This is a genomic window from Streptomyces sp. NPDC037273 (assembly GCF_055603625.1).
In genome coordinates this window covers 102,383-116,133 of record NZ_JBVJVO010000013.1, presented here as the reverse complement: position 1 = coordinate 116,133, position 13,751 = coordinate 102,383, and the positions used below count along the sequence as shown (strand labels likewise).

Annotated in this window: 12 protein-coding genes; 7 read left to right on the top strand and 5 right to left on the bottom strand. The window is 72.7% G+C overall.

Features of this window, described 5'->3' with window-relative positions; all coding sequences use genetic code 11:
• Nucleotides 1–90: 90 nt before the first annotated feature.
• A complete protein-coding gene (locus ACZ7G1_RS29215) occupies nt 91–1,323 on the top strand; it encodes a serine hydrolase domain-containing protein (RefSeq protein WP_470871882.1) in 1,233 nt (410 codons plus the stop codon).
• 22 nt (nt 1,324–1,345) lie between these two features.
• Here the strand turns inward: ACZ7G1_RS29215 and ACZ7G1_RS29210 are convergent, their stop codons facing one another.
• Nucleotides 1,346–2,356 carry a zinc-dependent alcohol dehydrogenase family protein gene (locus ACZ7G1_RS29210; protein ID WP_470871880.1) on the bottom strand — a complete coding sequence of 337 codons (1,011 nt, stop codon included), beginning with the start codon at nt 2,354–2,356 and terminating at the stop codon, nt 1,346–1,348.
• A 139-nt stretch (nt 2,357–2,495) separates the two neighbouring features.
• A complete protein-coding gene (locus ACZ7G1_RS29205) occupies nt 2,496–2,891 on the bottom strand; it encodes a nuclear transport factor 2 family protein (protein ID WP_470871878.1) in 396 nt (131 codons plus the stop codon).
• Nucleotides 2,892–3,033: 142 nt separating this feature from the next.
• On the opposite strand from ACZ7G1_RS29205, the gene ACZ7G1_RS29200 reads away from it, so the two are divergent.
• The 3 genes from ACZ7G1_RS29200 (at nt 3,034) to ACZ7G1_RS29190 (ending at nt 6,441) form a co-directional block, all read left to right on the top strand.
• The gene (locus ACZ7G1_RS29200; protein ID WP_470871876.1) at nt 3,034–3,612 is read left to right on the top strand and encodes a TetR/AcrR family transcriptional regulator; all 579 of its coding nucleotides are present in this window, start codon (nt 3,034–3,036) and stop codon (nt 3,610–3,612) included.
• Nucleotides 3,613–3,719: 107 nt separating this feature from the next.
• Nucleotides 3,720–5,951: a hypothetical protein gene (locus ACZ7G1_RS29195; RefSeq protein WP_470871874.1), complete on the top strand. Its 2,232-nt coding sequence runs from the start codon at nt 3,720–3,722 to the stop codon at nt 5,949–5,951.
• A gap of 193 nt (nt 5,952–6,144) precedes the next feature.
• Entirely contained in the window at nt 6,145–6,441 is a 297-nt protein-coding gene (locus ACZ7G1_RS29190) for a hypothetical protein (RefSeq protein ID WP_470871872.1), read from the top strand.
• A gap of 65 nt (nt 6,442–6,506) precedes the next feature.
• Here the strand turns inward: ACZ7G1_RS29190 and ACZ7G1_RS29185 are convergent, their stop codons facing one another.
• Together ACZ7G1_RS29185 and ACZ7G1_RS29180 are read right to left on the bottom strand one after the other, a co-directional pair.
• Nucleotides 6,507–6,719, bottom strand: coding sequence for a ferredoxin (locus ACZ7G1_RS29185; RefSeq protein WP_470871871.1), 213 nt, complete (start codon nt 6,717–6,719; stop codon nt 6,507–6,509).
• A 13-nt stretch (nt 6,720–6,732) separates the two neighbouring features.
• Nucleotides 6,733–7,923: a cytochrome P450 gene (locus ACZ7G1_RS29180; protein WP_470871869.1), complete on the bottom strand. Its 1,191-nt coding sequence runs from the start codon at nt 7,921–7,923 to the stop codon at nt 6,733–6,735.
• Nucleotides 7,924–8,419: 496 nt separating this feature from the next.
• On the opposite strand from ACZ7G1_RS29180, the gene ACZ7G1_RS29175 reads away from it, so the two are divergent.
• The 3 genes from ACZ7G1_RS29175 to ACZ7G1_RS29165 all read left to right on the top strand — a co-directional run bounded on the left by ACZ7G1_RS29175 (nt 8,420) and on the right by ACZ7G1_RS29165 (nt 12,138).
• A complete protein-coding gene (locus ACZ7G1_RS29175; RefSeq protein WP_470871867.1) occupies nt 8,420–9,832 on the top strand; it encodes a family 2B encapsulin nanocompartment shell protein in 1,413 nt (470 codons plus the stop codon).
• Between the two features lie 72 nt (nt 9,833–9,904).
• On the top strand, nt 9,905–11,239 hold the full coding sequence (locus ACZ7G1_RS29170) for a family 2 encapsulin nanocompartment cargo protein terpene cyclase (RefSeq protein ID WP_470871865.1): 1,335 nt from the start codon (nt 9,905–9,907) through the stop codon (nt 11,237–11,239).
• 14 nt (nt 11,240–11,253) lie between these two features.
• Nucleotides 11,254–12,138, top strand: a complete 885-nt coding sequence (locus ACZ7G1_RS29165; protein ID WP_470871863.1) for a geranyl diphosphate 2-C-methyltransferase — start codon at nt 11,254–11,256, stop codon at nt 12,136–12,138.
• 60 nt (nt 12,139–12,198) lie between these two features.
• Here the strand turns inward: ACZ7G1_RS29165 and ACZ7G1_RS29160 are convergent, their stop codons facing one another.
• The gene (locus ACZ7G1_RS29160; RefSeq protein WP_470871861.1) at nt 12,199–13,698 is read right to left on the bottom strand and encodes an MFS transporter; all 1,500 of its coding nucleotides are present in this window, start codon (nt 13,696–13,698) and stop codon (nt 12,199–12,201) included.
• Nucleotides 13,699–13,751 lie beyond the last annotated feature (53 nt).

The window sequence follows — 13,751 nt, the reverse complement described above, 5'->3', positions numbered from 1 at the left end:
GAGAAGGCCGGGCGGGCCTGACGGGTGATGTTCGCGCGGGTCGCGAGCGCCCCGGCCGCCCCGGGAAAGGGCCCGGCCAATACTCCGACCATGAGCCCAGCCCCCCGTACCACCACGCGGACGCGTCTCGCCGCGCTCACCGCGCTCCTCACCCTCGGCGCCCTCACCGCCCCCGCCGCCGCCGGCACCCCGGCGGCCGAGGGCGCCCACCGGCGGCCCTGCGTCGCCTCGAAGGCCCCCGGTCATGGCCCGGCCCGCGAAGTCCTGCGCATCGCCGAGCGGGCCAAGGCCGACATGGGCCTGAAGTCGGTCATCGTGCGGGTCACCGTCGACGGCCGCGAGGTCGTCACCGGAGCGCTCGGCGAGTCGATGACCGGGGTGCCGGCCACTCCCGCGATGCACTTCCGCAACGGCAACGTGGCGATCAGCTACATGGGCACCGCCCTCCTGCGCCTCGTCGACCAGGGCAGGGTGCAGCTCGACGACCCCGTCGCGCGCTGGCTGCCCGGCCTGCCGCAGGGCGAGAAGATCACGCTGCGGATGCTCGCCGCCTCCACCACCGGCCTCGTCGACTACGTCCGCCTCCCCGCCTTCCAGCAGGCCGTGGAAGCCGACCCGTTCCGGCACTGGACGGCGAAGGAACTGGTCGCCCTCTCGACGAGCAAGGAGCGGTGGTACGAACCCGGCACCAACTGGAGCTACTCGCACGCCAACTTCGTCCTCCTCGGCGCCGCCCTCGAGAAGATCACCGGCACCCGGCTCGACGTCCTGATCGAGGAAGAGGTGCTGCGTCCGCTCGGACTGCGCGAGACCCGCAACAGCTTCACGCCCGACATCCCCGAGCCCGCCCTGCACGCCTTCTCCTCCGACCGGGGCACCTACGAGGAGTCCACCTTCTGGAACCCCTCCTGGACCACCGCCCCCGGCGCCGTCGAGACCACCGACATCTGCGACCTGGCCCGCTCGGCCGGCGGCATCGGCTCGGGCCGGCTGCTCTCCCCGGAGTCCTACCGGGAGCTCCTGAACCCGGGCACGGTCGGCCTCGGCCACCCCACCCGCACCTGCCCGGCCACCGTCTGCATCGCGCAGACCGAGGCCACCCACTACGGCATGGGCCTGCTCGTCCTGGGCGACTGGGTCTCCCAACACCCCCTGTTCTTCGGCTACTCCGCCTCGATGGCCTACCTGCCGTCCGAACGCCTTTCCCTCGCGGTCTCCACCACGAACGGCCCCGCCGCCGCGGCCGGCCACTCCGCCCACACGATCGCCCAGCGCATCGCGGCCGCCCTCGCCCCCGACCACCCCATCCCCGACTTCGGCTGACCGGCCTCGCCGGGCCGCGCGCTCAGGGCCCCTGGACGACGACCTTCCCGAAGGCCCCGCCGCCCGCGTAGTACGCGTAGGCCTCGCGCGCCTCGTCGAAGGCGAAGACGCGGTCGATGACGGGCCGCAGGCCCCGGGCCGTGATCAGGTCGTTCATCGCGAGGAACTGCGCGCGGCTGCCGACCGCCACCGCGCGCACGGTGGCCCCCGAGGCGAACAGGGCGCGCGGGTCCAGCGGCGGGGCGCTCCGGCCGACGAAACCGACGCACGCGACGGTCCCGGCCAGGGCGACGGCTCGGACCGAGTCGTGCAGCAGCCCGGCGACGTCGACGACCCGGTCCGCGCCCCGCCCGCCGGTCAGCCCGCGGACCTCCTCCGCCCAGTCGGGCGTGGCCCGGTAGTCGACGACCTCGTCGGCGCCCAGCTCCCGCAGCCGCGCGGCCTTGCCGGGACCGCTGGTGGTCGCGATCACCCGCGCCCCCAGCGCCTTGGCGAACCCGAGCGCGAATAGCGAGACCCCGCCGGACCCCTGCACGACGACGGTGTCACCGGGCCCGACGCCCGCCCCGTCACCGGTCAGCGCGTTCCACGCGGTCACCGCCACACAGGGGAGCGTCGCGGCCTCCTCGTACGACAGATGCGCGGGTACGGGGACCAGCGAGGCGGCCTCCACGACGGCGAGCTCCGTGAGCATCCCGTCCAGCGAGCCGCCCCGCTGCGCGAGGTGCTCGACGCCGAACGGGCCGTCCTGCCAGGACGGGAAGAGCGTGGCCATCACCCGGTCGCCGACGCGCACCGAGTCGACGCCAGGACCCAGCGCGACGACCTCGCCCGCGCCGTCCGACACGGGCACCACGTCCGGCTTCACCGGCAGGACGTAGGTCCCGTCCAGGACCATGAGTTCGCGGTAGCTCAGGGAGGTCGCCCGCACCGCGACCAGCGCCTCGCCGGGCCCGGGGACGGGGGTGTCGTGCGTGCGGACGGTGAGACCGGCCGGACCGGCACCGCTGTGCGACAGGTGGTAACTCCGCATCGGAGGACAGCCTTTCGGGAGGTGGGGTGGGAGTGGGACGGGAGTGCTGCGGGAGTGGGACCGGGAGGTGGGACGGGAGTGGTGCGGGAGTGGGACAGGAGTCGTGCGGGAGTGGTGCGGGGTGTCGGAGAGGGGGCGGTCAGCTTCCGTCCGTCTCGGAGGCCAGCGGCACCTCGCCCGCCGTCTTGCTGAAGCCCAGTGCCTCGGTGATGCGCCCGTCGGCGATCCGCATGACGTTGACCCCGCGGACCCACTGGTCGGGGCCGTCGCCGAAGCGGTAGGTCCACAGGATCGTGGCGCGGTCGCCCGCGACGACCACCTCCCGCGGGGTGAACCGCGTCGTGCGGTCCTCGGCGAGCGCGGTCCACCAGGCCGTACAGGCTTCGCGGCCGACGACCCGCTCGCCGGCGGGCGCGGGCTGGACGCTCTCCATGACGCAGTCGTCCGCGACCAGATCGGCCAGGAGGTCGGCCTCGTGCTCGACGAACGCGCGGTTGAACCGGTCGATGACCTCGGCGGTGGTGCGTACGGACATGAACGCCTCCCTCGGAAGAGCCCGCGGACGGGGCTCGGCGGAGGCCCTGGAGCGAGCCTCGCAGTAGATAGACCGGTCGGTCTCCTGACTCCATAGATAGACCGGTTGATCTACCGCGTCAAGGGGTGGCACACTCGACGCCATGACGACCACCGCGAAGCCGGGCCCCCGAGAGCGGCTGCTGATCGCCGGCCAGGAGCTCACGTACACCCAGGGCGTCGGCGTCGGCGTGGACGCCCTGCTCAAGGCGGCGAACGTGGCCCGCCGTTCGCTGTACGAGCACTTCGGAGGCAAGGACGGACTCATCGCCGAGGTGCTCCGGCGCAGCACCGTCGAGGACGAGGAGGAGTACCGCGCGACCATGGCCGCCGCGGGCGAGGACCCGCGCGCCCGGCTGCTCGCCGTCGTCGACCGGCTCGGCGTCATCGTCTCCGCCCCCGACTTCCACGGCTGCCGGTACCTCGCCGCCGACCTGGCCCTCACGGACCCCGAGCACCCCGCCCACGAGGTCACCCGCGCCTACCGGCGCACCATCCACGGCCTCATCGGCGCCGAACTCGCCGCCCTGGGCCACGCGCGGCCGGAGCTCGCCGCCGACCAGTTCCTCCTCCTCGTCGACGGCCTCCTCGCCGCCGGTGCGACCCGCCGCGACATCCGGCCCGCCCCCGCCGCCCGTGAACTCGCCGAGCACATCATCGACTCCGGCCTGAACCCGGCCTGAGCCCGGCCTGAGCCCGGCCTGAACCCGGTTCGGCCCCGGTCTGATCCGAGGACGCCCGCCCCGAAATCCGCATGCACGCGCGCGTGCGGGCCTGGCAGCATGCCCGGATGGTCCACGCTCTCGAACGTCTGGTCGTCCGACACGCCCTCCGCCTCCCCCTCCCGCTCCCGACCGAAGGCGCAGGAGCCGCAGGAGCCGCCGGAGCCGCGGCCGGGGAAGGAGCCGTCGCGGCGCGGCAGTTCGACGCCGCGCTCCTGTCCGTCGGCTTCAAGCTGTCGGCAGAGCTGCTCGGAGAGCTCTCGGAGCGGTCGCCCGAGACGGTCGTGGCGATCGCGGCCCGGACGCTCGACACCGTCCGCGAGATGGCCGGCGACCACGTGCGGCACAACGTCTACTTCGTGGACTTCCCGGCCAACGTGCCCGACACCTTCGACTTCTGGCGGCGCTGCGTCGCCGAGGCTCTCGACGACCCGAAGTCCCGCGCCGGAACGCTCGAACAGCTGGAAGCCGGCGTGCTCGACCTCCTGACCCTCCCCACGTACGGCAACTACCGCCACACCTACGCCGAGATGCTCGCCGCGCACGACGAGCTGATCGCGGCGGCGGGCGACCGGATGACGGTCCTGCACCTCGGCCGCGCGCCGGGTGACGAGATCACCGCCCTCTACCTGGCGCTGGCCGGCAGCCCGACCCCGCTGGGTGAGGACGACCTGAAGGACCTCGCCGCGCTGGCCGGGCACTGCGTCGACGGCCCCCAGCCCGAGACGATCCCGGTCCGCGAAAGCCGCGCGGTCGTCAACCGGGCCCGGCTCGCGGCGGGCGCCGACCTGCTCCTCGACACCGTCACCGACGTACTCCGACTGGCGTGCGCGCTCTCCGACGGCGACGTCACGCTGCGGGAGCCGACCCGCTTCCGTGCTCTGTCCCGCCCGGTCCGCCGCGCCCTCATCGCCGGCCTCGACGCCGTGGTGGCCGCCGCGCCCGCCAAGCTCGCCGACGTCGCGGCGCACCGCGAACCGTGGAAGCGCCTCGGCGAGCGCCTGCACCCGCATGAGTACCCGCGCCGGCCGCACGCCGCCGAGGTGTTCGCCGTCGCCCGGGGCGAGCGGCGGGTGCGGTCCTTCGACGGCCTCGTCGAGGAACGGCTCGGGCGGAACGACGTCACCGGGGCGGCGGAGCTGCTGACCGCGGCCCCCGGCCGGCTCTTCCGCGCCCTCGACCGGTTGCTGCGCGCCGCGGACGGACCCGAGGAGCGGGAGGCCGTGGTGGCCGCGGCCGAGCGGGTCGCGCCCCGGGTCGCGGGCCGTGTCGTGCTGTCCCTGCGCGAGCACCTCCAGAACCGGGCCGGGGAAGGCGAGCCGCAGCGGGTGTTCGTCAACCCGGTCGGCGCCGCCTGGGTCACCACCGACACCCGGCCGCCGCTGCCGACGGCGGAACGCGAGCGTCTGATCGCCCTCCTGGACGACGAGACGCGCCGCCGGCTGCCCGCCCCGGGGCACCTCGTCGTCGACCCGGCCGTGCTCGACGTGGCCCTCCCGCTGAGCGGCCGGGCGACCGCCGCGGGCCTCGGCGTCCTGCCGCGCGGCTCCGTCTCGGCGGTGGAGGGCGAACTGCTGCGCTTCTTCACGTACTGGAAGCAGGACCGCCACACCACGGACTACGACCTGTCGGCGCTGGTCCTCGACGCCGATCACGCCCAGGTCACCTGGCTGTCCTACACGAACCTCGCCACCGTCGAGGGCAGCCACTCCGGCGACATCACCGAAGCGCCCGACGGCGCCTCGGAGTTCATCGACCTGCGGCTCGGCGCCGTGCGGGGCACGTACATCGTCCCGCAGGTCAACCTCTTCGAGGGGGAGGGCTTCGAGCAGGTGAAGGAGTCGTTCTTCGGCTTCATGCTGCGGGACGCCGACCAGGGAGGCCGCCCGTTCGAGCCGCGTACCGTCCGCATGAAGTCGGACCTGCGCGGGCCGGGGCGGGTCGCGCTGCCACTCGCCTTCCAGCGCGACGAGGACGGCCGCTGGCACGCGCGCTGGCTGCACCTGTACCTGCGGGGCACCCCGTCCGCGAACCGGGTCGAGGAGAACCGGGTGTCGGTCGCGGCGCTGCTGCGCGGACTGCTCTCCCGCACCCCGCTGACGGTCCGCCACCTCACGGAGCTGATGGCGGACACCGCCACGACGACGCGCCTGTGGGACGGCGGCACGGCGAGCCCGTGGGACGACGGGACCGCGCCCGAGGGCCCGGTCACGTACATCGGCCTGGAGCGCCCCGCCGGGCTTCCCGAAGGCGCGCGCGTGCTCACCCCCGAAAATCTGCGCGACCTGATCCCGTCCTGACTGCTACGGTCGTCCCGGGCGAGGCCATGAAGGGGCTTCCTTCTCAAAACCCTTTGAAATAGCCTCTTCGCCTTCCTCGCCCTCCCACGGAGAACCCCGGCCCGCGCGGCCGGGGTTCTCCGTGCGACCCCCGTTCGGAGGGTGCGGGCGGGGCGGGACCGTGTCCACCGTCGCGCCGGTCCGTTGTGTGGGTGTGATCTCAACCCGACGCATTTCCTCCGTCCTGGCCCTCGCCGCCGCCTTCTCGGCCCTCGGCGGGGCCGCGACCACCGCTGTCGCCGCCACCAGCCCGCTCGGCCCGCCGATCAACCCGGTCACCGAACTCGACGCCCTGACCACGACCGGCATCCCCGAGGAGTCCCGCGACCAGTTCCCGGGCATCTCCGGCCAGCTGGGCGGACTCAACCGGCTCCACGACCTCCAGCAGATCCACCAGCTCACCGACCTCGCCGCACCGGCCATGGGAGTGCTCCCCGAGATCTCCACCTGAGCCCTGCGGGACGACGACCACCCCCGAACCGGCACCGCGCGGCAGCGCACGGTGCCGGTTCGCCGTCATGTACGGGGTCCCCCGGCGGGCTCGTGGACGGTGATGGCCCGGACGGGGCAGGCGCCGGCGGCCATCAGGACCAGAGGCCCGGCGGCCGCGTCCTCGTGGCCCGGGAGCACCGTCCCGAACCCGTCGTCGTCCTGGGTGAAGACGGCGGGGGAGGTCAGGGCGCACTGCCCGGCGCCGATGCAGACGTCGCGGTCGATCGAGACACGCATGCGGTTTTTCCTCTCACCAGGTGACGGGGAGTTCGAGCATCCCCTGGATCGTGTCGCCCGGCTTGAAGGGGATGTCCTCGGCGGGTACGGCGAGCCGCAGGCCGGGCAGCCGCCGCAGCAGGGTCCCGAGGGCGATCTCCAGCTCGGCGCGGGCGAGGTTCTGCCCGAGGCACTGGTGGATGCCGAAGCCGAAGGCGATGTGGTGGCGGGCCGGACGGGCCCAGTCGAGGGTGTCCGGATCGGGGTAGGCGCCGGTGTCCCGGTTGATGACGGAGGTCGGGAAGACGACGCCCTCGCCCGCGCGGATCAGGGTCCCGGCCACCTCGATGTCCTCGCGGGCGACCCGCATGAGCCCGTCGGCGATCGACAGGAACCTGAGCAGCTCCTCCACGGCCGTGGGCACGAGCCCGGGGTCGGCCCGGAGTTCGGCGAGCCGCTCGGGGTGGCGGAGCAGGGTGTAGGTGCCGAGGGAGATCATGTTGGCCGTGGTCTCGTGCCCGGCGACCAGCAGGATCGTGGCGAGTTCCACCAGCTCCTGGCGACCGGGGCCGTCCTGCGCGTTCCCGCGGGCCACGAGGTCGTCGAGGACGCCTTCGCCCGGATTCCGCCGCTTGCGGTCGATGAGGTCCCCGAGGTAGCCCTCCAGGCGGCCGAGCGCCTCCTCGGTGTCGGCGCCGGTCGGGCCGCGCAGCAGCCGCCTGGACTGTTCCTCGAAGAAGTCGTGGTCGGCGTACGGCACTCCCAGCAGGTCGCAGATGACGATGGACGGCACCGGCAGGGCGAACGAGCCGACGAGTTCGGCGGGCGGTCCCTGGGCCTCGACCGCGTCGAGGAGCCGGTCGACGGTCTCCTGGATGCGGGGCCGGAGGCCCTCGGCGCGTTTGAGGGTGAAGCTCGGGATCAGCAGCCTGCGCTGGACGTTGTGCTCGGGGTCGTCCCAGCCGAGGAGCGCGGGGCGGCGGCGCCGGCGGAGGGTGGCGGACCGTTCGGTCGGCAGCGGGAAGTCGTCGCGGGTGGTGTCGGTGGAGAGGCGCTGGTCGGCGAGGAGCGTCCGGGCGGCCGCGTGGCCGGTGACGAACCACACCGCCCGCCCGTCCCAGAGCGTCGCCCGCGAGAGCGGACGCTCCTCGTGCTCGCGGGGGTAGGCGGCGGGCGGGTGGTAGGGGCAGGTCCGGTCCTGAGGGAATGTCACGGCTTTCGGCATGGGGGGCCTCACTGGCGTGCATCGATGGCTCTGACGTGGATTGCCGTCTCTACTACATGCCTCAGGCACCTATCCGGTCTACACGGAGTTCGGCCAATCCACCGGAACGGGCTCGTCCATTCGAAGGGGCCTTCGGAGCACGCGCACGTGTCGCCCACCCGGCGCCGCATCTCACCTCTGCTACTGGGGATTTCGCGCCGGTCGGCCCCTCCCGGCGCGACCTCCGCGAGGGGTTGCGCGGCTCACTCTCGCTTGCGCCGGGGTGCGCTCGGCCAGGTGGCTCGAATGTCGCTGGTCGCCCGGATAAACCACGTACCCGACAAGATCACTGCATCGAGGTAATGCCCTCGGGCTCTTGGCGCGAGCCCGCCTTACCGGCCGTTACTGTTCCCCGGGATCTGGACGAATTCCCAGAGAATGACCCTCTTTCATTCCTCTTCAACTGGTTGGCGTGCATACGCCTGCCCGCACGCATGTGTAAGGAGAGCTCGCCCCCATGACCGTTGAGACCGGCCCGGACGTACAGGTGGAGCCGCCGCGGCAGTCCAGCCTGAGCACCGCGGCCGCCCGCAACCTCGCCACCACCACCAAGTCCGCCCCGCAGATGCAGGAGATCAGCTCCCGCTGGCTGCTGCGGATGCTCCCGTGGGTGGAGACCAAGGGTGGTGCCTACCGCGTCAACCGCCGGCTGAGCTACACCGTCGGCGACGGGCGCATCGAGTTCGTCCAGGACGGCAGCCACGTCCGGGTCATCCCCCGTGAGCTCGGCGAACTCGCCCTGCTGCGCGGCTTCGAGGACGACGCGGTGCTCGGCGCGCTCGCCGACCGGTGCGTCCAGCACGACTTCCGCGCCGGCGAGGTCCTGGTGGCGCGCGGCGCCGCCGCCGACCGGATCCACATGATCGCCCACGGCCGGATCGGCCAGACCTCCGTCGGCAAGTACGGCGACGAGGTCGGCGTCGCCGTCCTCGCCGACGGCGACCGCTTCGGCGAGAACGCCCTCCTGGACGCCGACGCCAGGTGGGACTACACCGCGACCGCCGAGACCAACGGCACCCTGCTCACCCTGTCCCGCGCCGACTTCGCCTCGATCGTCGACCAGGCCCCCGGACTCCGGGCGCACATCGACGAGTTCGGCTCGCTGCCCCAGCAGCGGCAGAACAAGCACGGCGAGGCCGAGATCGCCATGTCGGCCGGCCACACCGGCGAAGTCGCCCTGCCCGGCGCCTTCGTGGACTACGAGCTCAAGCCGCGCGAGTACGAACTCTCCGTCGCCCAGACCGTCCTCAAGGTCCACACCCGGGTCGCCGACCTCTACAACGGGCCGATGAACCAGACGGAGGAGCAGCTCCGGCTGACCATCGAGGCGCTGCGCGAGCGCCAGGAGCACGAGCTCATCAACAACCCGGAGTTCGGCCTCCTCGCCAACGCCGACTTCAAGCAGCGGATCCAGCCCCACTCGGGTCCGCCCACCCCGGACGACCTCGACGAGCTGCTCTGCCGCCGCCGCAGCACCAAGCTCTTCCTGGCCCACCCCCGCACGATCGCCGCGATCGGCCGCGAGTGGAACGCCGCCGGGCTCTACCCGGACACCGTCGAACTCCACGGTCAGCGGGTTCCGGCCTGGCGCGGGGTCCCCATCCTCCCGTGCAACAAGATCCCCATCAGCAAGGAGAACACCAGCTCCATCCTCGCCATGCGTCTCGGCGAGGACAACCAGGGCGTCATCGGCCTGCGCCAGACCGGCCTGCCGGAAGAGGTCGAGCCCGGCCTCTCGGTGCGCTTCATGGGCATCAGCGAGCAGGCGATCATGTCCTACCTCGTCACCACGTACTACTCCGCCGCGATCCTGGTGCCCAACGCCCTGGGCGTGCTGGAGAACGTGCAGATCGCGCGCAGGCGCGACTAGAGCCCGGGGCATCCCCCGGCCGGTGCGCCCGGAACACGGGACGGCCCCACCCACCTCTCCAAGGAGCCACGGATGCCCGACCCCGGGCTTTCCCCGCTGCAGTCAAGCCTGCCCTCGGCCGCCGCACGGTTCGCCGAGCGCGTCCTCGCGGACGCCGCGGCGCACGGCATCGCCGTGCCGCAGGCCGTCCCCGCCCCCGTACCCGCCGAAGCGCCCGCCGACGTCCCCGTCGGCGCTCCGGCGGCCGAACCCGTGACCGCCCGCGCGGCCGCGGAGCCCGCCGCGGTGCCGGGGGGCACGGCCGTGGCCACCCCGGCCCGCCCCGACCTGGGGCGGATCCTGGGCGGTCCGCGCGGTCTCGGCACGGCGGGTCTCTCCCTGATCCCGCGGGCGGAAGCGCCGGCGGAGCCCCTCGGGCCGCCCGCGGGCGCCCTGATCATCCCGGGCCTCTACTACCACCCGGTGCCCGAGCCCGACCCCGTCCGGGTGGACGAGGTCAGCCTGCGCATCAAGTCCTGGGCGGTGGACGAGGTCCAGCTGTTCCCCGACGACTGGGAGGGCCAGTTCGACGGCTTCTCCGTCGGGCGCTACATGGTGGCCTGCCACCCGGACGCGCCGACCATCGACCATCTGATGGTCGCCACCCGGCTGATGGTCGCCGAGAACGCGGTCGACGACTGCTACTGCGAGGACCACGGCGGCTCGCCCGTGGGTCTCGGCGGCCGGCTGCTGCTCGCGCACACGGCGCTCGACCCGGTCCACACGACGGCGGAGTACCAGCCGGTGTGGGCGGAGTCGCTGCTCGCGGACGCGCCACGGCGGGCCTACCGGTCCGCGATGGAGTACTTCGTCCGGCAGGCGACTCCCGCCCAGGCCGACCGGTTCCGGCACGACATGGCCCGGCTGCACCTGGGCTATCTCGCCGAGGCCGCGTGGGCGGAGACGGACTACGTGCCGGAGGTGTGGGAGTACCTCACGATGCGGCAGTTCAACAACTTCCGCCCCTGTCCCACCCTCACCGACTCCGTCGGCGGCTACGAACTGCCCGCGGACCTCCAGGCCCTGCCGGCCATGCAGCGGGTCCTGGCGCTCGCCGGCAACGCCAGCACCATCGTCAACGACCTGTACTCGTACACCAAGGAGCTGGCCAGTCCCGGCCGGCACATGAACCTGCCCGTGGTGCTCGCCGAGCGCGAGTCGCTCTCGGAGAAGGACGCCTATCTGAAGGCGGTCGAGGTCCACAACGACCTCATGCGCGACTTCGAGGCGGCCTCCGCCGAGCTGGCCGCCGCGACCCCTGTCCCGAGCCTCCTCCGCTTCCTGCGGGGCGTGGCCGTGTGGGTCGACGGCAACCACTACTGGCACCAGACCAACACCTTCCGATACAGCCTGCCCGATTTCTGGTAAGAACGGATTCATCTGTGACCAACACCGAGCTCCCCACCGTCAACGGCACCTCCGCGTTCGTTCCCGCCCCGGCGACGCCGTACCAGGGAGACATCGCCCGTTACTGGAACGCCGAGGCCAGGCCCGTGAACCTGCGCCTGGGTGACGTGGACGGGCTGTACCACCACCACTACGGCATCGGTGCCGTGGACCACGCCGCTCTCGGGGACGTCGAGGACAGCGAGTACGAGAAGAAGCTGATCAGCGAGCTGCACCGGCTCGAGTCGGCGCAGGCCGAGGTCCTCCTCGACCACCTGGGCCCGATCGGCGCCGAGGACACCCTGGTGGACGCGGGCTGCGGCCGCGGCGGTTCGAGCGTCATGGCCCACCAGCGCTTCGGCTGCAAGGTCGAGGGCGTCACGCTCTCCTCCACCCAGGCCGAGTTCGGCAACCGGCGCGCGAAGGAGCTGGGCATCGACTCCCACGTCCGCGCCCAGGTGTGCAACATGCTGGACACCCCGTTCGAGAAGGGCACCATCGCCGCCTCGTGGAACAACGAGTCGAGCATGTACGTGGACCTCGACGACCTCATGGCCGAGCACTCCCGGTTCCTCAAGGTCGGCGGCCGCTACGTGACGATCACCGGCTGCTGGAACCCGAAGTACGGCCAGCCCTCCAAGTGGGTCTCGCAGATCAACGCGCACTTCGAGTGCAACATCCACTCGCGCCGTGAGTACCTGAAGGCGATGGCCGACAACCGTCTGGTGCCGCAGGCCGTCATCGACCTGACGCCCGACACCCTCCCGTACTGGGAGCTGCGCGCCACGTCCTCGCTGGTCACCGGCATCGAGGAGGCGTTCATCGAGTCGTACAAGGACGGCTCGTTCCAGTACGTCCTGATCGCGGCCGACCGCGTCTGACCCTCCCGTACGCGAAGGGCCGGGTCCGTCACCGACGGACCCGGCCCTTTCGTCGCCGGCTCAGGCGGCCGGCGCCTCCGCCTTCTCCGGGGCGGGCGCGGGAGCGGGCGCGCTCGCCGGAGCCGTACGGGGAGCGTGACCGCCCCGCAGGCCGACCCGGGCGATGACCGCGACGAGGGCGAAGGCCGCGGCGCCGATCCAGAAGGTCAGGGTGAAACCGGACTCGGCGGGCAGGGCCGGGGCGCCGGCGGGCAGGTGCTCCAGGGTCTGCGAGGCCAGGATCGTGGTGACGACGGCGCTGCCGATCGCGCTGCCGGTGGAGCGGGAGATGGAGTTGATGCCGTTGGCGATGCCGCTCTGGTGGTGCGGGACGCTCGCCATGATGACGGCGGGCATGGCCGCGTAGCCGAAGCTGACGGCCGCGCCGACGACGACACCGGCGCCGATGACCGAGGCGACGTGGCCGTGGTCGAGGGCGAGCCAGGCGAAGCCGAGGGCGCCGAGGCCCGCGGCCAGGCCCAGGGCTGTACGCGGACCGCGGTGGCGGACCAGCTGGCCGCCGATCGGGGAGGCGAGCAGGGAGACGATCGCGCCCGGCAGCAGGAATTCGACGGAGGCGCGCAGGATGGTGGCGTCGAAGCCGTAGCCGGTGAGGGCCTCGGGCATCTGGACGAGGTAGGAGACGCCGAGGAAGTTCGCGAACATCCCGAAGCCGACGAGGACGCCGGCCAGGTTGGCCATCAGGACCGGCCGGTGGACGAACATCCGCATGTCGACGAGGGGCTCGCGGACCTTGAGCTCGGTGAAGACCCAGACGACGGTCATGACGGCGGCGCCGGCGAAGCTGCCGAGGGTGCGGGCGGAGGTCCAGCCCCACTCGTGGCCCTGCGAGATGGGCAGCAGGAGCAGCAGCAGGGTGGCGCCGAGGGTGAGCGCGCCGAGGAAGTCGGTGCGGCCGCCGGTCTTGTGGCGGGTCGCGGGGACCAGCAGGAGGACGGCGAGCAGGGCGAGCACGGCGAAGGCCGTCGCCATCCAGAAGGCGCTGCGGTAGTCGGCGTCGGAGCCGGAGGTCAGCAGGCCGGTGGCGACGAGGGCGAGGCCGCTGCCGAACGCGAGGGTGCCGCTGACCAGGGACATCGCGCCGGGGAGCTTCTGCGGGCGGACCTCCTCGCGCAGCACGGAGAGGGCGAGCGGGAAGATCGCGGTGGCGGCGCCCTGGAGGACGCGGCCGAGGATCAGCAGGGGCAGCGAGGTCGCGAGGGCCGCGACGACCGAGCCGGCCACCATGACGCCGAGGACGGCCACCAGGGTGGGCTTCTTGCCGTGCTGGTCGCCGAAGCGGCCGAGCAGCGGGGTGAAGACGGCGGCGGAGAGCAGGGTGGCGGTGGTCACCCAGCTGACGCCGGCGGTGGTGGTGCCGAGGTCGGTGCGGATGAGGCCGAGGATCGGGACCGGCAGGGTCTGCATCATCGACACGACCATGGCGGCGAGGCTCAGGGCGAAGACGACGAGCGTCTCGCGCCGCTGGACGCCGGCGGGCGGGGGAGTCACGTTGCTCATGTGAGTGGGGGCCTTCTCGGTGCTTCAGGACTTAGATCGTTGATGTCATCAAG